At 68.2% G+C, this 26,695-nt stretch carries 27 protein-coding genes, 1 tRNA gene and 1 pseudogene; 17 read left to right on the top strand and 12 right to left on the bottom strand.

From position 1 onward, the window contains the following. Positions 1 to 94: 94 nt before the first annotated feature. Positions 95 to 954: pseudogene (locus tag AU195_RS03560) on the top strand (DUF559 domain-containing protein). A 31-nt stretch (positions 955 to 985) separates the two neighbouring features. On the opposite strand, the gene AU195_RS03555 reads toward AU195_RS03560, so the two are convergent. Both AU195_RS03555 and purB read right to left on the bottom strand, forming a co-directional pair. Then, complete coding sequence (locus AU195_RS03555) at positions 986 to 2,203, bottom strand: cytochrome P450 (protein WP_059157685.1); 1,218 nt, start codon at positions 2,201 to 2,203, stop codon at positions 986 to 988. Then, positions 2,200 to 3,618 carry an adenylosuccinate lyase gene (gene purB, locus AU195_RS03550; protein ID WP_059157684.1) on the bottom strand — a complete coding sequence of 473 codons (1,419 nt, stop codon included), beginning with the start codon at positions 3,616 to 3,618 and terminating at the stop codon, positions 2,200 to 2,202. Before purB ends, AU195_RS03555 begins: the two co-directional genes overlap by 4 nt. Before the next feature lie 40 nt (positions 3,619 to 3,658). Between purB and AU195_RS03545 the strand changes: the two genes are divergently transcribed. Continuing rightward, positions 3,659 to 4,387, top strand: coding sequence for a DUF429 domain-containing protein (locus AU195_RS03545; protein WP_059157683.1), 729 nt, complete (start codon positions 3,659 to 3,661; stop codon positions 4,385 to 4,387). Here the strand turns inward: AU195_RS03545 and AU195_RS03540 are convergent. Further along, a complete protein-coding gene (locus AU195_RS03540) occupies positions 4,350 to 5,774 on the bottom strand; it encodes an APC family permease (RefSeq protein WP_059157682.1) in 1,425 nt (474 codons plus the stop codon). The two genes, AU195_RS03545 and AU195_RS03540, sit on opposite strands and share 38 nt — an antisense overlap. A 91-nt stretch (positions 5,775 to 5,865) precedes the next feature. Beyond that, on the bottom strand, positions 5,866 to 6,480 hold the full coding sequence (locus AU195_RS03535; protein ID WP_059157681.1) for a TetR/AcrR family transcriptional regulator: 615 nt from the start codon (positions 6,478 to 6,480) through the stop codon (positions 5,866 to 5,868). A gap of 100 nt (positions 6,481 to 6,580) precedes the next feature. On the opposite strand from AU195_RS03535, the gene AU195_RS03530 reads away from it, so the two are divergent. After that, positions 6,581 to 7,405, top strand: coding sequence for an alpha/beta hydrolase (locus tag AU195_RS03530; protein ID WP_059157680.1), 825 nt, complete (start codon positions 6,581 to 6,583; stop codon positions 7,403 to 7,405). On the opposite strand, the gene purD is transcribed toward AU195_RS03530, so the two are convergent. Then, positions 7,402 to 8,670 carry a phosphoribosylamine--glycine ligase gene (purD, locus tag AU195_RS03525; RefSeq protein WP_059157679.1) on the bottom strand — a complete coding sequence of 423 codons (1,269 nt, stop codon included), beginning with the start codon at positions 8,668 to 8,670 and terminating at the stop codon, positions 7,402 to 7,404. The two genes, AU195_RS03530 and purD, sit on opposite strands and share 4 nt — an antisense overlap. A gap of 95 nt (positions 8,671 to 8,765) precedes the next feature. Between purD and AU195_RS03520 the strand changes: the two genes are divergently transcribed. Then, positions 8,766 to 10,010, top strand: a complete 1,245-nt coding sequence (locus AU195_RS03520) for a cytochrome P450 (RefSeq protein WP_059157678.1) — start codon at positions 8,766 to 8,768, stop codon at positions 10,008 to 10,010. A gap of 25 nt (positions 10,011 to 10,035) precedes the next feature. After that, on the top strand, positions 10,036 to 10,629 hold the full coding sequence (locus AU195_RS03515) for a TetR/AcrR family transcriptional regulator (protein ID WP_059157677.1): 594 nt from the start codon (positions 10,036 to 10,038) through the stop codon (positions 10,627 to 10,629). Positions 10,630 to 10,653: 24 nt separating this feature from the next. On the opposite strand, the gene AU195_RS03510 is transcribed toward AU195_RS03515, so the two are convergent. The 5 genes from AU195_RS03510 to AU195_RS03490 form a co-directional block, all read right to left on the bottom strand. Further along, positions 10,654 to 11,880: a hypothetical protein gene (locus tag AU195_RS03510; RefSeq protein WP_059157676.1), complete on the bottom strand. Its 1,227-nt coding sequence runs from the start codon at positions 11,878 to 11,880 to the stop codon at positions 10,654 to 10,656. Next, positions 11,870 to 12,313 (bottom strand): carboxymuconolactone decarboxylase family protein, encoded by a 444-nt coding sequence (locus tag AU195_RS03505; protein WP_059157675.1) that lies wholly within the window; start codon positions 12,311 to 12,313, stop codon positions 11,870 to 11,872. Before AU195_RS03505 ends, AU195_RS03510 begins: the two co-directional genes overlap by 11 nt. Before the next feature lie 3 nt (positions 12,314 to 12,316). Beyond that, positions 12,317 to 13,177, bottom strand: coding sequence for an NAD(P)-dependent oxidoreductase (locus AU195_RS03500; protein ID WP_059157674.1), 861 nt, complete (start codon positions 13,175 to 13,177; stop codon positions 12,317 to 12,319). Positions 13,178 to 13,240: 63 nt separating this feature from the next. Continuing rightward, on the bottom strand, positions 13,241 to 14,002 hold the full coding sequence (locus tag AU195_RS03495) for an SDR family oxidoreductase (RefSeq protein WP_059157673.1): 762 nt from the start codon (positions 14,000 to 14,002) through the stop codon (positions 13,241 to 13,243). 9 nt (positions 14,003 to 14,011) lie between these two features. After that, entirely contained in the window at positions 14,012 to 15,481 is a 1,470-nt protein-coding gene (locus tag AU195_RS03490) for an aldehyde dehydrogenase (protein ID WP_059157672.1), read from the bottom strand. 142 nt (positions 15,482 to 15,623) lie between these two features. Between AU195_RS03490 and AU195_RS03485 the strand changes: the two genes are divergently transcribed. The 10 genes from AU195_RS03485 to AU195_RS03440 all read left to right on the top strand — a co-directional run bounded on the left by AU195_RS03485 (position 15,624) and on the right by AU195_RS03440 (position 23,487). After that, a complete protein-coding gene (locus AU195_RS03485; RefSeq protein ID WP_059157671.1) occupies positions 15,624 to 16,208 on the top strand; it encodes a TetR family transcriptional regulator in 585 nt (194 codons plus the stop codon). Positions 16,209 to 16,254: 46 nt separating this feature from the next. Continuing rightward, the gene (locus AU195_RS03480; RefSeq protein WP_059157670.1) at positions 16,255 to 17,460 is read left to right on the top strand and encodes a cytochrome P450; all 1,206 of its coding nucleotides are present in this window, start codon (positions 16,255 to 16,257) and stop codon (positions 17,458 to 17,460) included. Beyond that, entirely contained in the window at positions 17,460 to 18,284 is an 825-nt protein-coding gene (locus AU195_RS03475; RefSeq protein WP_059157669.1) for an SDR family oxidoreductase, read from the top strand. Before AU195_RS03480 ends, AU195_RS03475 begins: the two co-directional genes overlap by 1 nt. Next, entirely contained in the window at positions 18,281 to 19,636 is a 1,356-nt protein-coding gene (gene cyp51 / locus AU195_RS03470) for a lanosterol 14-alpha demethylase (RefSeq protein ID WP_059157668.1), read from the top strand. The genes AU195_RS03475 and cyp51 overlap by 4 nt, the downstream gene beginning before the upstream one ends. A 5-nt stretch (positions 19,637 to 19,641) precedes the next feature. Further along, entirely contained in the window at positions 19,642 to 19,854 is a 213-nt protein-coding gene (locus AU195_RS03465; RefSeq protein WP_059157667.1) for a ferredoxin, read from the top strand. Between the two features lie 58 nt (positions 19,855 to 19,912). After that, the gene (locus tag AU195_RS03460; protein WP_059157666.1) at positions 19,913 to 20,452 is read left to right on the top strand and encodes a nuclear transport factor 2-like protein; all 540 of its coding nucleotides are present in this window, start codon (positions 19,913 to 19,915) and stop codon (positions 20,450 to 20,452) included. Positions 20,453 to 20,553: 101 nt separating this feature from the next. Next, positions 20,554 to 21,681, top strand: coding sequence for an NDMA-dependent alcohol dehydrogenase (locus AU195_RS03455; protein WP_059157665.1), 1,128 nt, complete (start codon positions 20,554 to 20,556; stop codon positions 21,679 to 21,681). Positions 21,682 to 21,684: 3 nt separating this feature from the next. Further along, positions 21,685 to 22,110 (top strand): nuclear transport factor 2 family protein, encoded by a 426-nt coding sequence (locus AU195_RS03450; protein ID WP_059157664.1) that lies wholly within the window; start codon positions 21,685 to 21,687, stop codon positions 22,108 to 22,110. A gap of 13 nt (positions 22,111 to 22,123) precedes the next feature. Beyond that, the gene (locus AU195_RS03445) at positions 22,124 to 22,966 is read left to right on the top strand and encodes an SDR family NAD(P)-dependent oxidoreductase (protein WP_082702954.1); all 843 of its coding nucleotides are present in this window, start codon (positions 22,124 to 22,126) and stop codon (positions 22,964 to 22,966) included. Positions 22,967 to 23,082: 116 nt separating this feature from the next. Then, positions 23,083 to 23,487, top strand: a complete 405-nt coding sequence (locus AU195_RS03440) for an HIT family protein (protein ID WP_059157736.1) — start codon at positions 23,083 to 23,085, stop codon at positions 23,485 to 23,487. 3 nt (positions 23,488 to 23,490) lie between these two features. Here AU195_RS03440 and AU195_RS03435 read toward each other — a convergent pair whose 3' ends face one another. Continuing rightward, the gene (locus AU195_RS03435; protein WP_059157662.1) at positions 23,491 to 24,912 is read right to left on the bottom strand and encodes a sensor histidine kinase; all 1,422 of its coding nucleotides are present in this window, start codon (positions 24,910 to 24,912) and stop codon (positions 23,491 to 23,493) included. Between the two features lie 97 nt (positions 24,913 to 25,009). After that, positions 25,010 to 25,729 (bottom strand): response regulator transcription factor, encoded by a 720-nt coding sequence (locus tag AU195_RS03430; protein ID WP_059157661.1) that lies wholly within the window; start codon positions 25,727 to 25,729, stop codon positions 25,010 to 25,012. A 95-nt stretch (positions 25,730 to 25,824) separates the two neighbouring features. On the opposite strand from AU195_RS03430, the gene AU195_RS03425 reads away from it, so the two are divergent. Beyond that, a complete protein-coding gene (locus AU195_RS03425) occupies positions 25,825 to 26,568 on the top strand; it encodes an MlaD family protein (protein ID WP_059157660.1) in 744 nt (247 codons plus the stop codon). A gap of 22 nt (positions 26,569 to 26,590) precedes the next feature. After that, a tRNA-Thr gene (locus AU195_RS03420) sits at positions 26,591 to 26,662 on the top strand. The last annotated feature ends 33 nt before the right edge of the window (positions 26,663 to 26,695 follow it).

Raw genomic sequence — 26,695 nt, 5'->3', positions numbered from 1 at the left:
GCGATTTCGGCGCGCTGATCGACGCTGAGCGTACGTAACCGCGCCGAAATCGCCCCGCTCGGAACCGTCGCCGCGCAGCCGCCGTCCATTCGATGTGCTCGATGACTACCTACGCCGTCAAGATGGCGTCATCACGCTTGTCCAGGCGCGCCGCGCCGGTGTCAGCCAGGCGGCTGCAGCGCGACGAGTGCGGTCAGGAAGGTGGCTCCGCTGCGCTCGCGGCGTGTACTTCGCACAGGACCGCCCGTTCACCGACGCCGCGAGAATCCGCGCAGCGGTATGGACGTACGGAACCGACGCCGCAGCAAGCGGGTTGACCGCCGCTTGGTGGCTGGGCATCTCGACCTTCGCGCCCCCGTCACGGAGGTGACCGTTCCGCGCAACAGCCACGGCCGGCCCCGAGACGGCATCCGCCTGCGGCGACGCGACCTGGACCCGCACGACATCGTCGAGCACAACGGCCTCCGAGTCACTGCGCTGCCGCTCACGGTCGTCGAGGCCGCAGCCCGGCGCGGCGGTGGCGCCAAGCTGATGGATCGTGCACTGCAACGCCATGTCGAACTCACCCAGCTGTGGCGGGCGCATCTGCGCAACAAGGGACGGCACGGCTCGCCCGCCGCGCGCCGGCTCCTGCAGGCGGCGCAGGACGGTGCGCGGTCGGAGGCCGAGCGCCTCCTGGTCACACTGCTGCGCGACGCGGGGTTCACCGGGTGGACGACGAACCATCCCGTCGGCGGCTACCAGGTCGACGTCGCGTTCGTCGCAGCGAAGGTCGCGATCGAGGTCGACGGGTGGGCGTTCCACACCGACAGCGAGGTGTTCCAGATCGACCGCACCCGGCAGAACGCCATAGCGCTGCTGGGCTGGAACGTCCTGCGCTTCACCTGGCTGGACCTCAACGAGTACCCCGACCGCGTGATCGCGACCATCCGCTACGCGACTTCGGCGCGCTGACCGACGCCTCGCGCACGTAACCGCGCCGAAATCACCGGAGGAGGACCATCATGTGCCGGATCCCGGTGTGCCGATTGCTGCGCGCCCATTCCACCGGCTCGACCAGCCGCGCCGACGTGAACCGCGACAGCAGCTCCTCGAACAGCACACGCAGTTCGAGCCGCGCGAGGTTGGCGCCCAGGCAGTAGTGCACACCCTGACCGAAACCCAGGTGTGCATTGGGTTTTCGCCCGATGTCAAACACGTCGGGGTTCGCGAACACCGCGGCGTCCCGGTTCGCCGAACCCTCCCACACCAGCACCTTCTGCCCGGCCAGCACGGTATGCCCGACGAGTTCGGTGTCGCGGGTGGCGGTGCGCCGCTTCGACGGCGACGGCGACGTCCAGCGCACCATCTCCTCGATCGCGGTCGGCAGCAGCGACGGGTCCGCCCGCAGCGCGGCGAAGGCGGCCGGGTTCTCGATCAGCGCGAGCAGGCCGCCGGCGATCGCATTGCGCGTGGTCTCCGCGCCGGCGCTGAACAGCAGATAGAAGAACAGGTACAACTCGGCGTCGGACAGCCACGACTCGGCCGCCACCACCGACAGCATGTCGTCGCCGGGTTCGGCGCGCTTGCGCGCCACCAGTTCCGAGCCGTAGGCGTACATCCGCGAGCCGGCGTCTTCCACCGTCAACCGGTCGATCGACGCCTTGCGCGAACCGCGGAAGTCGAAACCCGGCTCGACGGCCTCGAACAGCCAGTGCCGGTCGTCCTCCGGGACACCGAGCAGGATGCAGATCATCTGCATGGGAAGTTCGGCGGCGACCTGCGGCAGGAAGTCGAAGGCTCCGCCGTCGGCGACCTCGTCGAGCAGTGTCCGCGCGCGGCCCCGAAGGTCGTCCTCGACGCGCGCGATCATGCGCGGGGTCAGACCCGAGTTCACCAACCGGCGGATCTGCGCATGCCGCGGGTCGTCCATCATGTTGAGCACCTGACCGGCGATCGGCAGATCCTGCAGCAGGGTGCCACCGAAGGGTCGTTGCCCGCCGGTCACCGACGAGTAGGTGTCCGGATCACGCAGTACCGCAAGCGTTTCGGCGTAAGTGGCGACGGACCAGAAGCCCTCGCCGTCGGGCGTGTGCTCGGTGGGTTCGTGCCAGTACACCGGCGCGTCGCGGCGGTGGATCGCGAACAGGTGGTGGGGGAACCCGTTCGCGAAGTTGTCCAGATCGGTGAAGTCGATCTGTGACAGCCCCGCCGCGGGAGTCACAGGATGGCGCCCGAGGTGTACTTGGCGGCTTCCGGATAACGGCCGACCAGTTCGTCGACCGCCTCGACGACGCGGTCCACCTGGTCACCGGCGGCCCCGCTGAACGCCTGCTTGTCGGCGAGCGCATCCTCGAGCGCAACGCGGTCGAGCGGCAGGCGCGGATCGGCGGCCAGTCGGTCGAGCAGGTCGGGTTCCTGTCCCTTCTCCCGCATCGCCAGGGCGACGGCCACCGCGTGTTCCTTGATGACCTCGTGCGCGGTCTCGCGGCCGACCCCGGCCCGCACGGCGGCGATCAGGATGCGGGTGGTGGCCAGGAACGGCAGGTAGCGGTCGAGTTCACGCTGGATGACGGCCGGGTAGGCGCCGAACTCGTCGAGCACGGTCAGGAACGTCTCGGTCTGCCCGTCGATCGCGAAGAACGCGTCGGGCAGCGCCACCCGCCGCACCACCGAGCAGAACACGTCGCCTTCGTTCCACTGCGCGCCCGCCAGTTCCGCGGCCATCGACCCGTATCCGCGCAGCACCACCTGCAGGCCGTTCACGCGTTCACACGAGCGGGTGTTCATCTTGTGCGGCATGGCCGAGGAGCCGACCTGGCCGGGCGCGAAGCCCTCGGTGACCAGTTCGTGGCCGGCCATCAGCCGGATGGTGTGCGCCAGAGAGGACGGACCCGCGCCGAGCTGCACCAGGGCGGAGACGACGTCGTGGTCGAGCGAACGCGGGTACACCTGGCCGACGCTGGTGAAAACGTCTCGGAAACCGAGGAATTCGGCGACCCGCCGCTCCAGGTCGGCCAACTTGTCGGTGTCTCCACCGAACAGGTCGAGCATGTCCTGCGCCGTTCCCATCGGCCCCTTGATGCCGCGCAGCGGGTAACGCGCGATCAACTCTTCGAGCCGCTGGAGCGCGAGCAACGTCTCCTCGGCGGCCGAGGCGAACCGCTTGCCCAGCGTGGTCGCCTGCGCGGCGACGTTGTGGCTGCGGCCGGCCATCACCAGGTCGCGGTAGCTGACGGCCCGCTCGGCGAGCCGCGCGACGACGGCCACGCCGTGGGCGTGCACGAGTTGCAGGGACCGTCGGATCTGCAACTGTTCGACGTTCTCGGTGAGGTCGCGGCTGGTCATGCCCTTGTGCACGTGTTCGTGCCCGGCCAGCGCGTTGAACTCCTCGATGCGCGCCTTCACGTCGTGGCGGGTCACCCGCTCGCGCGCCGCGATCGACTTCAGGTCCACCTGCTCGACGACGCGTTCGTAATCGGCGACCACCCCGCCGGGCACGTCGACGCCGAGCTCGGTCTGGGCGCGCAGCACCGCCAGCCACAATCGGCGCTCGGCGACGATCTTCGCTTCCGGCGACCAGATCGCCACCATGTCCTCGCTGGCGTAGCGGTTGGCCAGCACGTTCGGGATCGTCACAGACACACAGCTTACGGCGCGGATCGGGCAGGCTGGCCACGTGTACTTCGTCGGGATCGACCTCGCGTGGGGTGAGCGCAGCCCCACCGGCCTGGCGGTCGCCGACTCCGGCGGCCGGCTGGTGCACCTCTCCGCCGCGACGACCGACACCGACATCGTGGCCCGGCTCGCGCCCTACACCGCCGGCGAGTGCCTACTGGCGATCGACGCTCCCCTGGTCGTGACGAATGCGAGCGGGAACCGGCCGTGCGAGGCGGCGCTCAACCGCGACTTCCGCGCCTTCGAGGCGGGATGCCACCCGTCGAACACCAGCCATCCGTGGTTCGCCACAGGCAGCCGCGGCGCCCGGTTGGCGCGGGCGCTGGGCCGGCCCGCCGTGGAGGTGTATCCGCACGCCGCGACGGTGGCACTGTTCGGATTGCCGAAGACGCTGAAGTACAAGCAGAAACCCGGCCGCGACGTGGCGCAACTGCGTGGCGAACTGCTCCGGCTGATGTCGCTGGTCGAATCCCTCGTGGGGGCGGACCCGCCGCTGGACGTCCGCCACCACGCCGAGTGGAAGGGCTTGCGCGACGCGGTCGGGACGGCCACCCGCAAGTCGCAGCTGCGGCGGGCCGAGGACCCGGTCGATGCGGTGGTCTGCGCCTATGTCGCACTGTTCGCCACCCGCAGGCCCACCGATGTCACCACCTACGGCGACGACGCCACCGGCTCCATCGTGACGCCGACCCTCAGTCGGGCCGCTCCGCCAGGTGGATCGGATCGGTGATTCCGGCGTCGCCGATTCCGAGTCGGCGGTTGATCAGCCTGTTGATGAAGAAGAGCACGATCCCGATCGCGACGAGGATCAACGCCACGTAGTACTGCTGGGCGGGGCGGCCCGAGAAGGGCAGCACCAGATACAGGGACGCGATGAAGCCGATCACCGGCAACACCGTCGGCGTCGTGAAGTGCCCGCCACCGGCCTGCACGTCGCGCCGCAACCGCAGCACCGCGATGTTGACGACGGCGAACACCGCCAGCAGCAACAACGACGTCGTGCCCCCGAGCACCGAAATGGCGCTGCTGCTGGCGAACACGCTCACGTAGAAGATCAGGCCGAACGCGATCAGCGTGGTGAACACGATGGCCACCCAGGGCGTCAGCCGTCGGGGGTGGACCGTGCCGAGGACCGGCGGCAGCACGTGCTGTCGGGCCATTCCGTAGATCAGCCTGCTGGCCATCAGCATGTTGATCAACGCGGTGTTGGAGACCGCGAACATCGAGATGAACGGGAAGAGGTCGTCGATCGGCAGGCTGGGCGCCCCGGCCTTGACCACCTCGACCAACGGGGTGTCGCTCTCGGCGAGTTCGCCGACGGGCACCAGCGCCACCGCAACGACGGCGACGAGCATGTAGACGATGCCGGCGATGGTCAGCCCGGACAGCAGCACCTTCGGGAAGGTCTTGGCCGGATCCTTGGTCTCCTCGGCCATGTTCACCGAGTCCTCGAAACCGACCATCGCGAAGAAGGCGAGGGATGTCGCGGCCGTGACCGCCATGAAGGCGTTCTTGTCGTCGTCGGTGTCGAAGGCCACGACGCGGGAGAAGTCGACGTCGCCGCCGCGGGTGAACGCCCACAGGCCCACGAAGAGCACCAGCATGAGGCCGGTGGCCTCGATGATGGTCAGGACGACGTTGAGTTTGATGCTCTCGCCGACGCCCCGGAAGTTCACCGCCGCCAGGATGGCCATGAACCCGAGCGCGACGGCGGCCACCCCGCCGGTGCCCCAATCCAGGCCGAAGCCCTCGATGAGGTTCGCACCGAAGAACCGCGACGCGGTCGAGGCCGACGTGATGCCCGAACACATCACCACGAAGGCCACCAGGAACGTGATGAACTGCAACCCGAAAGCCTTGTGCGCGTAGAGCGCAGCCCCGGCCGCCTGCGGATACTTGGTGACCAGCTCCAGGTAGCTGAACGCGGTGATGGTGGCGATGAGGAAGGCCACCAGGAACGGAAGCCACGCTGCCCCACCGACTTCGGCGGCCACGTCACCGGTCAGCGCGTAGACGCCGGTGCCGAGGATGTCGCCGACGACGAACAGCAGCAGCAGCCCTGGGCCCATCACCCGGCGTAGCTCGGGCTGCTCCCTGACCGTGTCTGGCTGGCTCATGCGCTCCTCCGTCACTGTTGCTCGGTCATCATCATCGGGCAGCGACGACCTCGACGCAGCATCATTGCCGCAATCGTTGCCTGGCGCGCGCTCAGCCCACCGGTGCGAGGACGTCGATGACGTCGATCAGGGTGGCCCGCGCGGTGGCGCGCGGGCCGTCCCCGTCACCGACCAGGGCGGCGACCACGGCGCCGTCGACGGCGCAGACGAGTGCGGTGAGGAAATCCGCTCGCACTGTTCGGCCGGAGCGTTCCATCACCGCGACGACCGCATCGGTGCGCTGCCGCAGGATGCGCCGCTGGACGTCACGCAGTGCGGGCTGCCGGGCACATGCGATGTAGCGCTCGTAGCGCGAGATCAACTCCTCGCTGCCGCGGGCCCCGGGCGCGTCGTCGCCGAGCAGGAGATCCACCAACACGTCCGCGGTCGATTCCGCGCCGCGACGGCGCCGCGACAACGCCGCCACCCGTTCCTGCAGGCGCTCGGCCTCCCGGGTTCCCTCGTATTCGACGGCCTTGACGATCAGGTCGTCCAGCGACGAGAAGTAGTAGGTCGTCGACGCCAGCGGCAACCCGGCTCGGCGCGCGACCGCGCGGTGCCGGACGGCGTCGAATCCCCCTTCACACAGCAGATCAGCGGCCGCGCTGACCAGCGCGTACCGCCTGCGTTCCCCCTTGGGAGTGACTGCTGCCGTCACGATTAGCATGCTGCCAGCCACCCGGGTTGGGCATCGTCGTTTCGCGCAAACCCCAGGCTTTCTTCAGGCAGGGCGACCGCGGGAGGGACAGCGCTGGGCCGGTGGCAAGATGGCCGCCATGTCCGCGTACCTGAGTCGTCGCGCCGCACTGCGCCTCGCCGTGGGTGCCGCCGTGGGCGCGGCCGGTGTGCACACGCTGGCCGCGGCCACCCCGGCCGCGGCGGCTCCCACCTACCGCGCCGGATCGTTCCTCTCGGCCGCCCGCGGTGGCGTCGAGACCAACTGGGCGATCGCCCGGCCACCCGGGCAGACGACGGCGCTGCATCCGGTGATCGCTCTGCACGGCAAGGGCGCCGATGCGGCCCAGGTAATGGCCGGCGGGGTCGAGCGGGGTCTGGCGGAAGCGGTCGCCGCCGGACTCCCGCCGTTCGCGGTCGTGGCCGTCGACGGTGGCGGAAGTTATTGGCACAAACGGGCTTCGGGGGAGGATTCCGGGGCCATGGTGCTCGACGAGCTGATCCCCATGCTCGACGGCGAGGGCCTCGACACCTCGCGGGTCGGGTTTCTCGGCTGGTCGATGGGCGGGTACGGAGCCCTGCTGCTGGGCGCGCGACTGGGACCCGAGCGCACCGCGGCGATCTGCGCGGTCAGCCCGGCGCTGTGGACGTCGGCGGGTGCGAGTGCTCCCGGTGCCTTCGACGGCGCCGACGACTACGCCGCCAACAGTGTGTGGGGGCGTCCGGAATTGGCGTCGATCCCGATCCGGATCGACTGCGGCACATCGGATCCGTTCTATTCGGCGACCCAGCAGTTCATCGCGCAGCTGCCTGATCCACCGGCCGGCGGGTTCTCCCCTGGTGGGCACGACGCGGGGTTCTGGAGTGCGCAGCTGCCCGCGGAGATCACCTGGTTGGCACCGCTCGTCAGCGCTTAGACGGTGATCTTGCCTTCGGCCGCCGCCTGCCCGATGTCGCTGCGGAAGTGGCTGCCGGGCAGGCGGATCGAGGACAGGGTCGCATACGCGGCGGCCCTGGCGGCGTCGAGGTCGGCGCCGGTGCCCACCACCGAGAGCACCCGGCCGCCCGACGACACGATGGCGCCGTCGTCGCGGCGGGCGGTGCCGGCGTGCAGGACGCCCTCGGCGTCGGCGCCGGTGATCACGTCGCCGACACGGGGCCGTCCGGGATAGTTCTCGGCGGCGACCACCACGGTCACAGCGGCGCCGTCGCGCCATTGCAGGTCCGGGAACTCCGCGAGCCGCCCCGTCGCGGCGGCGTGCAGGAGCTGGCCCAGCGGCGATTCGAGCAGCGCCAGCACCGACTGCGTCTCCGGGTCGCCGAAGCGGCAGTTGAACTCGACGACGGCCGGTCCGCGCGACGTGATCGCCAGGCCGGCGTACAGCAGGCCGGAGAACGGGCTACCGCGGTGAACCAGTTCGGCGGCAACGGGTTTGACGATGTCGTCGACGATCCGGGTGTAGGCCTCGGCGGGCAACCACGGCAGCGGGGCGTAGGCGCCCATGCCGCCGGTGTTGGGCCCGGTGTCGCCGTCACCGACGCGTTTGAAGTCCTGGGCGGCCAGCAGCGGCACCACGGTCTCGCCATCGACGACGCAGAACAGCGACACCTCCGGACCGTCGAGGAAGGACTCGAGCAGAACCGGATGGCCGGAGTCGAGCAGGCCCGCGGCGTGGGCGCGGGCCGCCTCGCGGTCGGCGGTCACCACCACACCCTTGCCCGCGGCCAGCCCGTCGTCCTTGACCACCCACGCGGCCTCGCCGGCGGGTGGGCCGAAGCGGTCGAGCGCGGCGTCGAGGTGCCCGGGGTTGTCGACGATCTCGCTGGCGGCGGTGCGCACCCCGGCGGCGTTCATCACGTCCTTGGCGAACGCCTTCGAACCCTCGATGCGGGCGGCGTCGCGGCTGGGGCCGAAGCACGCGATCCCGGCGGCGCGCACGGCGTCGGCGACACCCAGCACCAGGGGCACCTCGGGGCCGATGACCACCAGGTCGGCGCCGACCCGGCGGGCAAGGTCGGCGACGGCCTCGCCGGAGGTGATGTCGACGTCGTGCTGCTCGGCGAGCGCGGCCGTGCCCGGGTTGCCCGGCGCCACCGCCAGCGCCTCGACCTCCGGGTCGCGGCGCAACGCCAGAAGCAGGGCATGTTCACGGGCACCGGATCCGATTACCAGGACGCGCACATGTGCACCCTAAACCCCGGCCCGGGCATACAGTCCACGACAAAGTGTATGGTCGAGGATGAGCGTGTTCAGCGTCACACTGAGAGGCGGCCGTCATGACGACCATGGAAAGCCGATGCCCCTTCGGCCCCGGATTCGACTTCACCGATCCCGACGTCCTGCTCAAGGGCATCCCGGTCACCGAGTTCGCGCAGCTGCGCAAGACCGCACCGGTCTGGTGGAACGAGCAGCAGGAGTCGATCTTCGACGACGGCGGCTACTGGGTGATCAGCCGTCACGAGGACATCAAGGCGATCTCGCGCAACGGCGATCTGTGGTCGACCAACGCCAAGGGCGCCGTGATGCGCCTGCCCGAAGGCGTCACCGCCGAGCAGCTCGACCTCACCAAGGCGTTGCTGATCAATCACGACGCGCCAGAACACACCCGGCTGCGCAAGATCGTGTCCCGACTGTTCACCCCGCGGTCGGTCGCCGCGCTCGAGCAGAAGCTGGCGGTCTCCGCACGCGAGATCGTCGCCGCCGCACGGGAGAAGGGCAGCGGCGACTTCGTCACCGACATCGCGATGAGCCTGCCGCTGCAGGCGATCGCCGACCTGATCGGCGTTCCCGAAGCGGACCGGGAGAAGCTCTTCCACTGGACCAACTGCATCATGAACACCGACGACCCGGACTTCGACTCCGATCCGACGGTCGCCAACGCCGAGCTGATGGGCTACGCCTACAACATGGCCGAGGAGCGCAGGCGCTGCCCGGCCGACGACATCGTCACCCGGTTGGTGCAAGCCGACGTGAACGGTGCGGCCGGGGAGTCCCTCGGCGACATCGAATTCGCGTTCTTCGTCATCCTGCTCGCGGTGGCGGGCAACGAGACCACGCGCAACGCGATGACCCACGGGATGAACGCGTTCTTCGACCACCCCGACCAGTGGGAGCTCTACAAACGGGAACGGCCCGAGACCGCGGTCGACGAGATCGTCCGCTGGGCCACCCCGGTGCACTGCTTCCAGCGCACCGCGCTGGCCGACGTCGAGCTCGGCGGGGTGACCATCCGCGAGGGTCAGCGCGTCGGCTTGTTCTACAGCTCGGCGAACTACGACGAAGACGTCTTCGAGTCACCCTTCGACTTCGACATCCGGCGCGACCCCAACCCGCATCTCGGGTTCGGCGGGAACGGGGCGCACTACTGCATCGGCGCCAACCTGGCCCGCTTGGAGATCAAGCTGATCTTCAACGAGCTGGCCGACCAGATTCCGGACATCGCGAAACTGGGTGAACCGCAACGGCTGCGGTCCGGCTGGATCAACGGGGTCAAGGAGATGCCAGTCAGCTACCGGGGCTGAGAAGGGCCCCAAGTAGCATCTGCGCATGCGCACCCACGGCTGGTCGGGTTCGGCGCCGGCCAGCGACGAGGAAGCCGTCGAACGGATTCTGGCCGCCGCCGGCCGGGCGATCGACGAACGCGGAGCCGATCTGAGCATCGCCGACGTGGCCCGCACCCTCGGCGTCACCCGCCAGACGGTCTACCGGTACTTCCCCAGCACCGAGGCGTTGCTCGTGGAGGCGGCGGTCCATGCCGCGGCCGGCTTCCTAGACCGGCTGGCCGAACACGTGCGCGGCATCACCGAACCCGCCGACGCGGTGACCGAGGCCATCGCCACGGCGTTGGAGTGGCTGCCCGAGGACAAGCACATCGGCCTGCTGGTCACCCCCGGCCGCGCCGACGCGCATTCGGAATCGGTCACCTCCGATGTCGCGTTGCAGTTCGCCAAGGCGATGGTGCGGCGCTTCGACGTCGACTGGACGGGTCTCGGGTTCAGCGATCACGACCTCGACGAACTCGCCGAGTACCTGCTGCGCATCATCCAGTCCTTCGTCGTCGACCCGGGCCGCCCGCCGCGCACCGGCGACGCGCTGCGCGGGTTCCTGCGCCGCTGGGTCGGTGCCGCCGTGCGCCGCTGACGACACCGAAACGAGTGAGCGTGCTCAGAGCACGGTCAGCGGCAACGACTTCCGCTCCTCGAACACCCACGACGCCCCGCGGCTGAACTTGCACACCTCGACCTCGGGCAGTTCCTCGGCCGCGGTGTCGGTCTCGATCACGCGCACCGTCCAGTCGCTCTCCGTGCCGGAGACCTCGGCACGCAGGTGGGGGTCCACCGCCTGCACGACGGCCTGCAGCGGCAGGTCGGCCGCCGGGGAGACCAGCGAGATCCACGAGCCGTCCTCATGGGCCGGCGACGGGCGCACATGCAGGAACCCGGGGTCGACGTCGCCCCAGACGTAGGCGGCCGGGTTGAGCAGGGGGTGCAGCTCGAGCACCCGCAGCGCGCCCCTGACGTCCTTGGACAGGTTGAGCGCCTTGTGAATACGCTCGGCCGCCACGCCGGCGATGCCGATGAGCTGTTTGGTGCGGATCGTCCGTTCCAACGCCGCATCGTGTTGTGCGCGCGCCCGGACGGCCAGGTTGAACGACAACACCAGCAGGTGCATCTGCAGGCACACCTCGTCGGCGATGCGCACCAGCGCCGAATGGGAGAACCCGGCGAAGTCGAGGTCGGACAACAGTGGGCCCGAATAGTCGGCCATGCCTTCATCGTTCGGGTCGATCGGCGCCAGCTCGGTGTGATAGGCGCGGCTGGCGCCCACGATGTCGAGCTGCGGGATGAAGTCGACCTCGGGATGGGACTCGTCGATGATCACCGTCCACCGGCAGTGCGGATGACGGTCGGTCGGCGTGCGCGGCGGACGGTGGATCGGACGCACCTGGCATCTGCGGTTGGTGGCCAGCGCGGTGGCGTCGAACGTCGGATCCTCGATATCGTGGCACATACCGCGGACGTAGTCCTCGCCCATCGGCTCGACGTCGAGCAGCGCCCCGCAGTGGTCGAGATGGAACTCGCCGTGCCAGCGGTCGTGCACCGTGTAGCGGAAGTCCATGAACTGCGGCGGGGCGCCGATGTCGAGCTGCAGCCCCTTGAAGACCGTGATGATGTCGACGCCCTCGTACTTGAGCGCCTTCTGCATCCGCTTGGTGTAGAGGGGACTGGAGCCGGCCCACTCCTCGATCGCGATCTGCAGCATCTCCTCGCGGCCGAAATTCGATATGCACCAGGCCATTCCGGACCGGTCGATCAGCTGGCCGATCAACAGCAACTCGGGCACCAGCGTGGCGAGTTCCTCGCGCGAGAGCGCCGCGTACCTACTCATCATCGAGCGTGTTCCCCGTGTTCATCTTCACCGCGGCGTTGACGTTGGCCTTCCGGTCCTCACCCTGACCCTTCTCGGCGGCCTTGCGCCGCTTCGCGGCGACCTTGGAGATCGTGCCGTTGAGTCCGGAACCCAGCGGGAACCCGACGTACTGGGTCAGGAAGATCGCCATTTCCTTGAGTTCGTCCTCGCTCAGTTCCTCGTTGAGCAGGGCCGCGTTGACCTGCACTTCGGCGAGGTCCTGCAGGCCGAGCGCGGTGACGACCGAGAGCGTCATCAACCGCTTGTCCCGCATCGACAGACCGGGCTTGGTCCAGATGGTGCCGAAGAGGTGGTCGACGGTGAGGTCGAAGTACGGATCGCCCTCGATGTTCGGCATCTCCCACCCGTACACCTCGTTCATCTTCTCGAGGCCTTTGCGGCGCAACTCGTCCATCGGCTACTCCTCTTCGCTCGACTCCACGTGCGGCACTCCGAGACCGTCCGCGAGATTCTGCAGTGCCACTTTCGCCAGGGGCAGGTCCACCGACACCTTCTCACCCAGGGCGAGAGCCAGGCTCAGATCCTTCTCGCCGAGACCGCGGGCGTGCAGGAACGAGTCGTAGAGGAAGTTGTCGTGATCCAGTGGGGTCATGGTGTCGCGCACCATGATTGCACCGGGCCCACTGGTCAACGCGTCGGTGTGGCGCACCACGCGGCCGAGTTGCTGCAGGTCGATCCCGGCCCGTTCGGCCAGCCGCATGGCCTCGCACGCCGCGGCGTAACCGGTGAAGGTCAGCATGTTGCGCGCCAGCTTCATCCGCGTGCCCGCGCCGGGCCCGCCCGCGTGGATGACCATCGACGCGAACTGCTTGAACGCCGGCTTGATCCGCTCGTAGACCTCGCGTTCGGCGCCGACCATGACCGCCAGCTCACCCTTTTGGGCCGCCGCGCCACCACCGGAGACCGGGGCGTCGACGACATGGACGTCGCTCGCCTGCAACTCGCCGGCGAGTTCGACGGCCGTCTCCGGGCTGATCGTCGAGTGGATCGCGATGACCGTGCCCGGCTTGACGCGCGGCGCGAGTTCGCCGACGACGGTGCGCACCTGTTCGTCGTTGAGGACGGTGACGCTGATGATGTCGGCCGTCGCGACGTCGGCGACGCTGTCGGCGGGCGTCGCACCTGCCTCGGTCAGCGGCGTCATGGCGTCGGCGCGCACGTCGAACACGATCAGTCCGCCCGGCCAGTTCGCCAGCCGCGTGGCCATCGGTGCGCCCATGTTGCCCAGCCCGATGTAGCCGTACCTGAGTTCACTCATCTGTGCCTTCTGTTCTTCGCGCAAGCGCTCATCACCGCCTTCTGTTCTTCGCGCAAGCGCTCATCACCGGATGATCTGGCCGCCGTCGACATTGAAGATCTGGCCCGTCACCCACTTGGCCTGATCCGACAGCAGGAACAGGCACATCCCGACCAGGTCCTCGGGCTGACCCATCCTCGACAGCGGGATGCCCTTGACGATGTCGGCGACCATCTCCTGCGGTGTCGTCGTCCGGTTGGCCTCGGTGTCGATGGGCCCGGGTGCGATCGCGTTGACCCGGATGTTCTGCCCGCCGAGTTCGGTCGCCAGCTGCTGCGTGAGGCCGTTGATGCCGACCTTGGCCAGACCGTAGAAGTTCGAGTACAGCCACGCCGCGGTCGACGACTGGTTGACGATTGCGCCGCCACCGCGTTTGGCCATCTTGCGGTAGACCGCACGGGTGCACACCAGCGCGCCGTCGAGGTTCACGCTCATGAACTTCTTGTAGTAGTCCCAGTCGACGGTGATGAGGAAGTCGAGTTTCATCCCACCGAAGATCGCGGCGTTGTTGACCAGGTAGTCGATACCGCCGAACTCCGAGAGCGTCTGCGCGGCCATCTCTTTGGCGGAGTCCGGATCGGAGACGTCGACGCGCACGGCCAGCGCGTTGCCGCCCTCACCCTTGATGCCGTCGGCCACCTTCTGGGCGCCTTCGACGTTGATGTCGGCGACCACGACCGCGGCACCCTCCCGCGCCAGCGCCTCGGCGTACGCCTGGCCGATGCCGCCGCCCGCGCCGGTGACGATCGCGACCTTGTCCTTGAACTCGTCGCCGTAGTTGACCATCGAAGCTCCTTAATTCGCTGCCGTCGCAATGAGTTTGATCTCGGTGTACTCCTCGAAGCCGGCCACACCCATCTCCCGGCCGATCCCGGACTGTTTGTAGCCACCGAACGGCGCGTCCGCGGAGTACCAGATGCCGCCGTTGACGTTGACGGTGCCGACCCGCAGTCGCGCGGCCACCGTCTGGGCACGCTCGTCGTCTCCGCTGAACACCGTGCCGCTCAACCCGTAGGGCGAGTCGTTGGCGATGCGTACGGCGTCGTCGTCACCGTCGTGCGCGATTACCGTCAGCACCGGGCCGAAGATCTCCTCGCGCGCCACCCGGGCGTTGTTGTCGAGACCCGCGATCACCGTCGGCTCGATGAAGAACCCGGTGTCGCGGTCGGCCGGACGCCCACCGCCGCAGGCGAATCGGCCGCCCTCCTGCAGGGCCAGATCGAGGTAGCCCTGGATCCGATCGCGCTGGCGGGCCGAAATCACCGGCCCGCAGACCGTGCGCTTGCTGGTCGGGTCGCCCGGCTGGATGGACCCCATGGTGGCCGCCGCCGCCTCGACGGCGTCGTCGTACTTGGCGCGCGGCACCACCAGGCGGGTCGTGATCGCGCAGCCCTGCCCGGCGTGCATCGCTGCGGTGAACGCCGCCATCGAGCAGGCGCCGGCCAGGTCGGCGTCGTCGAGCACCAGGAACGCCGACTTGCCGCCGAGTTCGAGGAACACCTTCTTGATGGTCGCGGCGGCGTCGGTCATCACGGCGCGCCCGGTCGCCGTCGACCCGGTGAACGACACCATGTCGACCCGCGGATCCTGCGACAGCAGCGCGCCGACGGCGTGGTCGCTGGAGGTGATGACGTTGATGACACCGGGCGGGAAATCGGTGTGCTCGGCGATGATCTCGCCGACGGCCGCCGCGCACCACGGGGTGTCCGGTGCGGGTTTGAGGATCAGCGTGTTCCCCGCGGCCAGCGCCGGCCCGACCTTGGCGAGGTTGATCTGGTGCGGGAAGTTCCACGGCGTGATCGCGCCGACGACACCGACGGCCTCGCGGGCCAGCGTGCGCCGGGTGGGGATGCCCTGCGGGGTGGCGTGCCCGAGATCGGTGCGCCACTCGTAGCTCTCGGCGGTGTCCGCGGCGAAGCCGAGGTCGTCGATCGGCCCCTCCAGTTGCGCACCGGCGGTCAGCATCCGGGGCGCGCCGACCTCGGCGATGGTCAGTTCCCGCATCTCTTCCACGTGCTCGCGCAGCGCGTCCTTGAGCTGACGCAGGCAGCGCACCCGCAGGTCGGTGTTCGTCGACCAGTCGGTTTCGTCGAACGCCGAGCGCGCCGCGGCGATGGCACGGCCCATGTCGTCGGCGTCCGCATCGGCCGCAGCGCCCAGCACTTCCTCGGTGGCCGGGTTCACGGTGGGGAACGTCCCCGTGGTGCCCGCGACCAGCTTTCCGTCGATGAGCAGTCGGCTCTCGCCGTTGGCCAGTATCGCCATCCGCACTCCCACTCCCGCTTGACTGGACAACTGTCCGGCTGTCTTTCTTCGAACCTTAGACGCCGATCCATCCAGGTGGCAAGCACTCGACGTCGGAAACCAACGCTTGCTTCGCTCCCTGCCGGTCGGCTAACTTGGACATGTGTCCAGCGATGCAGTGGCTGCGGTCCCAGAGGTGCCGCGCAACCGCCGGCAGGAGGAGACCTTCCGCAAGGTGTTGTCCGCCGGGGTCGAGATGCTGCGCGAATCGTCGTATGCCGACCTGACGGTGCGCGCGGTGGCGGCGCGCGCGAAGGTCGCCCCGGCCACGGCCTACACCTACTTCTCCTCGAAGAATCATTTGATCGCTGAGGTCTACCTCGACCTGATCCGCCAGGTGCCCTACTTCACCGATGTCAACGACAGCATGGCGACGCGGGTGGACAAGGCCCTGCGCAGCATGACGCTGATCCTCGCCGACGAACCCGAGGTCGCGGCCGCCTGCACCACCGCCCTGCTGAGCAACAGCGACGCCGCCGTCCGCACGGCGCGTGACCGCATCGGCGCCGAGATCCACAAGCGCATCACCTCCGCCATCGGGCCCGGCGCCGAACCCCGCAAGGTGTCGGCGCTGGAGATGACTTTCTTCGGCGCGCTGGTCAACGCCGGCAGCGGGGCCTTCACCTACCACCAGATCGCCGACCGGCTCACATATGTCGTCGGTCTCGTCCTCGGAGAGGACCAATGACGGAAGTCTCGGAGAGGACCAATGACGGAAGCTTGGGAGACGCACAGTGACGACCACTGACGTGATACTCGACCCGTACGACTACGACTTCCACGAAGACCCGTATCCGTACTACAAGCGGTTACGGGACGACGCTCCGCTGTACCGCAACGAGGACCTGGGCTTCTGGGCGCTGTCCCGCCACGCCGACGTACTGCAGGGCTTCCGCAACAGCACCACGCTGTCCAACAAGTTCGGCGTCTCACTGGATCCGGCGTCGCGCGGCCCGCACGCGTCGAAGACGATGTCGTTCCTGGCGATGGACGATCCCGACCATCTGCGGTTGCGCACGCTGGTCTCCAAGGGCTTCACCCCGCGGCGCATCCGCGAACTCGAACCGCGCGTGACCGAGATCGCGGTCCGGCACCTGGACGCGATGCTCGAGGACGCCGGCGACGGAACCGTGGACTACGTCGACGAATTCGCCGGCAAGCTGCCCATGGACGTCATCTCGGAGTTGATGGGTGTCCCCACCGCCGACCGCGTGCAGGTGCGGGCCTGGGCGGATGCGGTGATGCACCGTGAGGAGGGCGTCACCGATGTTCCCGCCTCCGCTGTCGAGGCGTCACTCAACCTCATCGTCTACTACCAGGAGATGGTCGCCGAGCGGCGCAGGAAGCTGACCGACGATCTCACCTCGGCGCTGCTCGAGGCCGAGATCAACGGGGACAGCCTCACCGACGACGAGATCATCGGCTTCATGTTCCTGATGGTCATCGCCGGTAATGAGACGACCACCAAACTGCTTGCCAACGCGGCCTTCTGGGGGCACCGCAACCCCGACCAGCTGGCACCGGTGTACCAGGACCTCGACCTTGTACCGCTGTGGGTGGAGGAGACGCTGCGCTACGACACGTCGAGCCAGATCCTGGCCCGCACCGTCTCCGGCGAACTCACGCTCCACGACACCAGGATCCCCGACGGCGACGTGCTGCTGCTGCTGCCCGGGTCGGCGCACCGCGACGAGCGCGTCTTCGACAAGCCCGACGACTACGTCATCGGACGGGAGATCGGGTCGAAGCTCATGAGTTTCGGCAGCGGAGCCCACTTCTGCCTCGGTGCGCACCTGGCGCGTATGGAGGCGCGCGTGGCGCTGGCCGAATTGTTCAAACGAATCCGCGGATACGAGGTCGACGAGGCCAACGCCGTCCGAGTCCATTCGAGCAATGTGCGTGGATTCGCTCACCTTCCGATACACGTGGAGATTCGCTGATGCCCCGTTTCGACCCCCTGCCCGACCGCCGCCCCGCCCTGGTGGCCGGCGCATCCTCCGGCATCGGTGCCGCGACGGCGATCGAGCTTGCGGCACATGGCTTCCCGGTCGCACTCGGAGCCCGCCGGGTCGAGAAGTGCCAGGAGATCGTCGACACCATCCGCGCCGAGGGTGGCGAGGCCATCGCGGTGCACCTCGACGTCACCGATCCGGATTCGGTGAAGGCCGCCGTGGAGCAGACGACCTCCGAACTCGGCGACATCGAGGTGTTGGTCGCCGGCGCCGGCGACACGTACTTCGGCAAGCTCGCCGACATCAGCACCGAACAGTTCGAATCCCAGGTGCAGATCCACCTGATCGGCGCCAACCGCGTGGCCTCTGCGGTGCTGCCCGGCATGATCGCTCGTCAGCGCGGCGATCTGATCTTCGTCGGATCCGATGTGGCGCTGCGCCAGCGGCCGCACATGGGCGCCTACGGCGCGGCCAAGGCCGCCCTGGTCGCGATGGTCACCAATCTGCAGATGGAGCTCGAGGGCACCGGCGTGCGCGCCTCGATCGTGCACCCCGGCCCGACCAAGACGTCGATGGGCTGGAGCCTGCCCGCCGAGCTGATCGGACCGGCGCTCGAGGACTGGGCCAAGTGGGGTCAGGCGCGGCACGACTACTTCCTGCGCGCCGCGGATCTGGCCCGGGCCATCACGTTCGTCGCCGAGACCCCCCGCGGCGGCTTCATCGCCAACATGGAGCTGCAGCCCGAGGCGCCGCTGGCCGAGGTCAAAGATCGCCAACGACTCACACTCGACGAGGGAGGACTGAACTCGTGACCACCGCCATCGTGCCCCGGGTCTCCGGCGGCGAAGAGGAACACGGACACCTCGAGGAGTTCCGCACCGACCCCATCGGGTTGATGGCGAGAGTGCGGCAGGAGTGTGGGGATGTCGGCTGGTTCCAGCTGGCCGACAAGCAGGTCGTCCTGCTGTCCGGGTCGGAGGCCAACGAGTTCTTCTTCCGCTCCAGCGACAGTGAGCTGAACCAGGCCGAGGCCTACCCTTTCATGACCCCGATCTTCGGTGAGGGTGTGGTTTTCGACGCCGACCCGGAGCGTCGGGCCGAGATGTTGCACAACACCGCTCTACGCGGTGAGCAGATGAAGGGCCACGCTGCCACCATCGAGAACGAGGTCAAGAAGATCATCGCCGACTGGGGCGATGAAGGTGAGATCGAGTTGCTGGACTTCTTCTCGGAGCTGACGATCTACACGTCGACGGCGTGCCTCATCGGGCTGAAGTTCCGCGAGCAGCTGGACAGTCGCTTCGCCCAGTACTACCACCAATTGGAACGGGGGACCGACCCGCTGTGTTACGTCGACCCCTACCTGGACATCGAGAGCTTCCGCATCCGCGACGAGTCGCGCGTCAAACTCGTCGCGCTGGTGCAGGAGATCATGGACGGCCGGATCGCCAACCCGCCCAAGGGCAAAGAAGATCGCGACCTCCTCGACGTCCTGGTCTCCATCAAGGACGAGGACGGCAACAACCGGTTCTCGGCCAACGAGGTGACCGGCATGTTCATCTCGCTGATGTTCGCCGGCCACCACACCAGCTCGGGTACGTCGTCCTGGACGTTGATCGAGTTGCTGCGCCACCCCGAGGTGTACGCCCAGGTCCAGCAGGAGCTCGACGAGCTCTACGCCGACGGCCAGGAGGTGAGTTTCCATGCGCTGCGCCAGATCCCGAAACTCGACAACTCGCTGAAGGAGACGCTGCGCCTGCACCCGCCGCTGATCATCCTGATGCGTGTCGCGCAGGACGAGTTCGAGGTGGCGGGCTACCCGATCCACAAGGGCCAGATGGTGGCGGCGTCGCCGGCGATCTCGAACCGCATACCCGAGGACTTCCCCGATCCCGACGCCTTCGACCCGGATCGCTACAACAAGCCGCGACAGGAGGATCTGGCCAACCGGTGGACGTGGATTCCGTTCGGCGCGGGCAAGCACCGCTGCGTCGGAGCCGCGTTCGCCCAGATGCAGATCAAGGCGATCTTCTCGGTTCTGTTGCGCGAGTACGAGTTCGAGATGTCACAGCCGTCGGAGAGTTATCGCAACGACCACTCCAAGATGGTCGTGCAGCTGGCGCAGCCGGCGAAGGTGCGCTACCGCAAGCGCGTGAAGGGCTGAACCCCGTGGGGTGCTACCGCATCGAACTCGACGACGATCTGTGCCAGGGCCACGCGATGTGTGAGCTCGAGGCACCGGATGTGTTCCGGGTGCCCAAACGCGGCATCGTCGAGATCCTCGACCCAGAACCACCCGACGACCTCCGCGAGGATGTCGAGCGGGCCGTCGACATGTGCCCGACCAGGGCGCTGTCCATCGTGGAGGTCGACGACACCTGAGCGAGGAACGAGCGAAGGTGAGGAGACCGACCATCAATGTGGAGAAGGAGAACTGAGAATGGCGTCACGCGAGGACCTCGAGGGTTGGGTCGAGCGCTGGCTCAAGGCCAATCAGGACGCGGAGGCAGCCGGCGACTGGAAGCCGCTGGCGGAGTTCTACACCGACGACGCCACCTACGGCTGGAACATCGGCCCCAAGGAAGACGTGATGTGCGTCGGCAAAAAGGAGATAGCCGAGGTCGCTTTGGGCCTGGAGATGGAAGGGCTGGAGAACTGGGTCTACGAGTACCAGAAGGTGCTCATCGACGAGAAGCAGAACGAGATCGTCGGCTTTTGGAAGCAGATCGCGAACAAGAGCGACGGGTCCCGTGACGAGATCTACGGCATCGGCGGCAGCTGGTTCCGGCTCGACGACAACCTGTTGATCGAGTGGCAGCGCGACTTCTTCGACTTCGGCCACGTGGTGAAGGGGTACTCGAAGCTGATCGAGTCGGGCGACCTCACCCCCACCATGCAGAAGCGGATCGAGCGGTCGTTGTCGGGCGAGAGGCTGCCCGGCTACTACCCGCTGGGGCAGGCACCCGTCCCGATCTGGTGACCACGACGAGGGATGTGTAGTTTGACACCCGTCGAGAGATCCGCTGAGATCCACGTCACTAGGCTGGTGGCCGAGACGTTCTCCGAAGGAAAGCAGGCAATATGAAGACCAAGGGCGCCCTCATCTGGGAGTTCAACAAACCGTGGTCGATCGAGGAGATCGAGATCGGCGACCCGGTTCAGGACGAAGTCAAGATCCGGATGGAAGCGTCGGGGATGTGCCACTCCGACCATCACCTGGTCACGGGTGGTATCCCGATGGCCGGCTTCCCGGTGCTCGGCGGGCACGAGGGCGCCGGCGTCGTCACCGAGGTCGGACCGGGCGTCGAGGACCTCGCCCCCGGCGACCACGTCGTGCTGTCGTTCATCCCGTCCTGCGGCCGCTGTCCGTCGTGTCAGGCCGGGCTGCGCAACCTGTGCGATCTGGGTGCCGGTCTGCTCAACGGGACCGCGGTCTCCGACGGGACCCACCGCATCCACGCCAATGGACAACCCGTCTTCCCCATGACCCTGCTCGGCACCTTCAGCCCGTACATGGTGGTGCACAAGAGCTCCGTGGTGAAGATCGACCCGTCGGTGCCGTTCGAGGTCGCCTGCCTGGTCGGCTGCGGTGTCACCACTGGTTACGGCTCGGCCGTTCGCGCCGGTGACATCCGGCCCGGCGACGACGTCGCGGTGGTCGGCGTCGGCGGTGTCGGCATGTCGGCACTGCAGGGGGCGGTCAACGCGGGCGCGCGCAACATCTTCGTCATCGAACCGGTCGAGTGGAAGCGCGACGCCGCGCTGAAGTTCGGCGGCACCCACGCCTACCCCGACTTGGAGTCGGCGTTCGCCGGTATCGCGGAGGTCACCCACGGGCTGATGGCCAAGAAGGTCATCGTCACCGTCGGCGAACTGCACGGCAACGACGTCGACAACTACGTGAACCTCACGTCGAAGGGCGGCACCTGCGTGCTGACCGCCATCGGCAGCATGCTCGACACCCAGGTGACGCTGAACCTCGCGATGCTGACCCTGCTGCAGAAGAACCTGCAGGGCACCATCTTCGGTGGCGGCAACCCGCACTTCGACATTCCGCAGCTGCTGTCGATGTACAAGGCGGGCAAGCTCAACCTCGACGACATGATCACCCGGCAGTACAAGCTGGAGCAGATCAACGAGGGCTACTCGGACATGTTGGAGGGCAAGAACATCCGCGGCGTCATCCGCTACACCGACAACGACTGGTAAGCCATGACCACGGTCGAGCAGTCACCGGTGGTCGCAGCGTCGCGCGCGTCGTGGCGCTGCGTCCAGTCCGGCGACAAAGAGGGTTGGCTGGCCCTGATGGCCGACGACGTCGTCATCGAGGACCCGATCGGCGAGGCGGTCACGAACCCGGACGGTAACGGGGTGTGCGGCAAGGACGCGGTCGCGGCGTTCTACGACACGAACATCGGGCCGAACACGCTCACCGTCACATGTGAGGCGACGTTCCCGTCCAGTTCGCCGTCGGAGATCGCCTACATCCTGGTGTTGCGCACCGAGTTCCCGAACGGTTTCGTCGCGACGGTCCGCGGGGTGTTCACCTACCGGGTCGACGAGACCGGCCTCATCACGAACCTGCGTGGCTACTGGAACATGGATTCGATGACGTTCGAAGAGGCCAAGGGCGATTAGCGCGTCGCGACCGCTGGCGGGCCGCGGGGCGGTCGTCGTCGGTGGTTCTCGCGGTATCGGCCTCGCGGTGGCCGAGCTGCTCTCGGCGCACGGCGCCGGGGTGGTGGTGAGCGGACGCGACGCCGACGCGGTCGAGCGTGCCGCACAACGGGTCTCGGGTGTCGGCTGCGCGGGTTCGCCTGCCGACCCTGAGACGGCCGACGCGCTGGTCGAACGCTGTGTCCGCGAATTCGGGCGCATCGACATCCTGATCAACTGTGCGGGCACCGCCGAACCGCCCGGTTCGTCGATCCTCACCGTCAGCTCGGCGCAGTTCCGAGAACTGCTCGACGCGCACTTGGGCACGGTGTTCGAGACGTGCCGGGCCGCGGCGCCACGCATGGTCGCGCAGGGTGGCGGGGCGATCGTCAACACGAGTTCGTTCGCCTTTCTCGGCGATTACGGCGGCACCGGCTATCCGGCGGGCAAAGGGGCGGTCAACGGGCTGACGTTGGCGATCGCCGCGGAGCTCAAGGAGCATGGCGTGCGCGCCAATGTGGTGTGCCCGGGCGCCAAGACCCGGTTGTCGACCGGCGCCGAATACGAAGCGCACGTCACGGAGTTGAACCGCCGCGGCCTACTCGACGACGTCAGCCTGCAGGGCGCCCTGGACGCCGCCCCACCCGCGTACGTGGCGCCGACGTACGCCTACCTGGTGAGCGACCGCTCGCGGGGCGTGACGGGCCGGATCTTCATCGCAGCCGGCGGGTTCGTCGGCGAGTTCGCCCGGCAGTCCCCCGGCTTCCTCGGGTACCGCGACCATCACGATTCACCGCCGTGGACCGTGGAGGAACTGCACGAACTCCTCGGCGGCTGAGGGTTCCGCGGGTCGGCGGCGGCTTGCCCGCCGAACGTGCGCCCACTGCGGGAATCCGGCCCCTGCTTCGCACTCAGCGCACGTTCGCCGGTCAGCGCCTCACTATGCTCGAGGCCATGGCGACCGTCTTCACGAAGATCATCAACGGAGAACTGCCGGGCCGATTCGTCTACGAGGACGACGAGATCGTCGCGTTCCTCACCATCGCGCCGATGACGCAGGGACACACGTTGGTGGTGCCGCGCGCCGAGATCGACCAGTGGCAGGACATCGAACCCCCGGTCTTCGCCCGCGTGATGGAGGTGTCACAGCTGATCGGCAAGGCCGTCGTCAAGGCTTTCGGCGCCGAACGCGCAGGCGTCATCATCGCCGGCCTCGAAGTGCCGCATCTGCACGTGCACGTGTTCCCCGCCTACAACCTCACCGACTTCGGGTTCGCGAACGTCGACAACAACCCGTCGCCGGAATCCCTCGACGAGGCACAGGCCAAGATCAAGGCCGCTCTCGCCGAATTGGTCTGACCCTCAAGCGGTTTCGACCGGCACGTCACTGAACCGCGGCAGGTTCACGGAGAAGCGGCAGCCCTGCCCGGGCGCGGTCGTCACACGCACCGTCCCGCCGTGAGCCAGGACCAGTGAGTCCACGATCGACAGCCCGAGCCCGGTCCCGCCGCTTTCCCTGGCCCGGGAGGAGTCGGTGCGATAGAAGCGCTCGAACACCCGGCGCGCGTCCTCTTCGGTCATACCGGGCCCCTCGTCGCACACCTCCAGGACGGCGCTGCGCTCGTCGGTGCCCACCCGTACCGTGATGCCTGCGCGCTTCGGGGTGTGCTGCAGCGCATTGGCCACGAGATTGCCCAGCACCTGCCGCAGTCGTGCTTCGTCACCGAGCACCTCCGGCGTCCCGGGGCCGTCGAGTACCTGCAGCGTGATCGTGCGCTCGGGCGCGATGGACTGCGCGTCGTGGACCGCGTCGGTGGCCAGCGTGAGCAGGTCCACCCGATGCTGCTCGAGCGGTCGCTGCGCGTCGAGACGGGCCAGCAGCAGCAGATCCTCGACCAGCAGGCCCATCCGGCGCGACTCGCTCTCGATGCGGTTCATCAGCATCTCGACGTCGCGAGCGGCACCCTGGCGGTACAGCTCGGCGAACCCGCGGATGGTGGTCAGCGGCGTGCGCAACTCGTGGCTGGCGTCGGTGATGAACCGGCGCATCCGCTCCTCCGAGGTGCGGGCGGCGTCCGCCGACGACTCGGAGGATGCCACGGCCCGCTGGATCTGGGCGAGCATTCCGTTGAGCGCCAACGACAATCGTCCCACCTCCGTGCGCGGATCCCGCTGGGGCACCCGGCGGTCGAGCTGACCCGCCGCGATCGCCGCCGCGGTCTCCTCGACCTCCGCCAACGGGCGCAGGCTGCGTTGCACCACCGCGTAGCCGACGACTCCGAGCACCAGCAGCACGGCCGCGCCGATCCCCACCTGCGACCACACCAGGGCGCGAACCGTCGACTGCACCTCCGACAAGTCGATGGCCACCGTGGTGAGCGCCCCGGCGGGCCCGCGAACGGTCATCGCGCGCCATTCGACGTCGGAGTGGTTCACCGACGCCACGGTGACCGGGACGGGCCCGACGTCGTTGGAGGCCGGCAGGACCGGTTCGGCCTCGCGGTCGTTGACGGCCGTCCACATCCGCCCGTCGGGTCCGGTGCCTCGCACGTAGAAGTTCGACGGCGGCCGGGCCGGGTTGGGGCCTGCCATCGGCGTCGCGGGCAGCTGTCGCGGCGCTTGGGCCCAGCTGCGCGAGGCGTCGAGCAGGGTCTGGTCCACCCGGCTCTCCAGGCTGTGCCGCATGATCGACGTCACCGCGATGCCGGAGGCGAGCAGCCCCAGCGCCACGAGCACCAGCGTCGCGGCCACCAGACCGAGCCGCAGCGGCACACCCCCGCGCACTACCTGGGCTTTCGGCTCTTCGCGCAAGCGCTCATAGGTGCTCGTCGGCTCTTCGCGCAAGCGCTCATCGGTGCTCGTCGGCTCTTCGCGCAAGCGCTCATCGCGGCTCGCGCAGGACGTACCCGACCCCGCGCAGCGTGTGCAGCAACCGCCGATCACCGGTGTCGATCTTGCGACGCAGATACGAGACGTAGGACTCGACGACGTTGACGTCGCCACCGAAGTCGTAGCGCCACACGTGGTCGAGGATCTTGGGCTTCGACAACACGGTGCCGGCGTTGATGATGAAGTACCGCAGCAGGGTGAACTCGGTCGGCGACAGCGACACCGGCTCGCCGGCCTTCCAGACCTCGTGGGTGTCCTCGTCGAGTTCGATGTCGGCGAAGCTCAGACGCGACGTCTGCGGCTCATCGGCCCCGCGGCCGGTGCGCCGCAGGATCACCCGCAGCCGTGCGACGACCTCTTCGAGGCTGAACGGTTTGGTCACGTAGTCGTCGCCGCCCAGGGTCAGCCCCGCGATCTTGTCCTGCAGGGAGTCGCGGGCGGTCAGGAACAGGGCGGGGGCGTCGATACCGTCGGCGCGCAGGCGGCGGAGCAGCCCGAACCCGTCCATACCGGGCATCATCACGTCCAGGATCACCGCGTCGGGACGGACGTCGCGGGCCTTGTCGAGCGCGGAGGCCCCGTCAGAGGCGGTGTGCACCTCGAAGCCCTGGAACTTGAGGCTGACCGACAGCAGTTCGACGATGTTGGCCTCGTCGTCGACCACGAGGACCCGCGCCTCGGGGGTGGTATCGGGAAGAGCAGCCATGGCCATGGACTTCAATGCCCGCCCCGGGCCTTTGAGTAATGCTGCGGGTTGGCTGTGAGATCTCTGTGAGTTCACGCTTGCACTGTCCATAGACTGGCGGCATGGACTTCGGCAAGAACCTGATGCAGCTCGCGACCGCACCGGCGCGCATCGGGCTCGCCGCCGCGGAGACCAGTCTGGGAATCGCCACGTCGGCGATCAGCGTGGCGAAAGCGACGCTCGGTGAGGGCGATCCGCGGGTCGTGGCGAACCCCGGCGCGTTCGCGGCCGTGCTGGGCATCAACGACGCCGTGGAACGGGCGAACCGCCTGGCCAGACTGATGGACGAGGACCAACCGCTCGGCCGCGCGCTGGCCCCGGACGGACCCATCGACCGCCTGCTCAAGCCGGGCGGTGTCGTCGACCGGCTCACCGCACCGGGTGGTGTGCTGGACCGGTTGACGCAGGACGACGGCGGGCTGATGCGGGCCATCGAACCGGGCGGCCTGGTCGACCAGTTGCTCGACGAGGACGGTCTGGTCGAGCGGCTGCTTGCCGAGGACGGTATCGCCGACCGGCTGCTGGCCGAGGGCGGGCTCGTCGACAAGCTGACCGCCCGCAACGGCCCACTCGAACAGCTCGCCGACGTGGCCGACACCCTGAACCGGTTGACGCCGGGCCTCGAAGCGCTGGCGCCGACGGTGGAAGCGCTGCGGGAGGCCGTGATCGCGCTCAGTCAGGTGGTGAACCCGCTGAGCAACATCGCCGACCGGATCCCGCTGCCCGGCCGCCGACTCGGCAGGCGCACCCCGACCACACCCACCACCCCGGTGCGGTCGCAACGGGTGATCGACGTCGACGAGTGACCGGATAAACTCTGCGTCACCCGCCTCCTTAGCTCAGTGGTAGAGCACTCGCCTTGTAAGCGAAAGGTCGTCAGTTCAATCCTGACAGGGGGCTCAAACGTTCGACCTGCGTTCGCGCAGGTAAGGG

Source organism: Mycobacterium sp. IS-1496, assembly GCF_001499995.1.
GTDB lineage: Bacteria > Actinomycetota > Actinomycetes > Mycobacteriales > Mycobacteriaceae > Mycobacterium.
The sequence above is the reverse complement of the archived record's forward strand: the minus strand, read 5'-3'. Positions and strand labels throughout refer to the sequence as shown.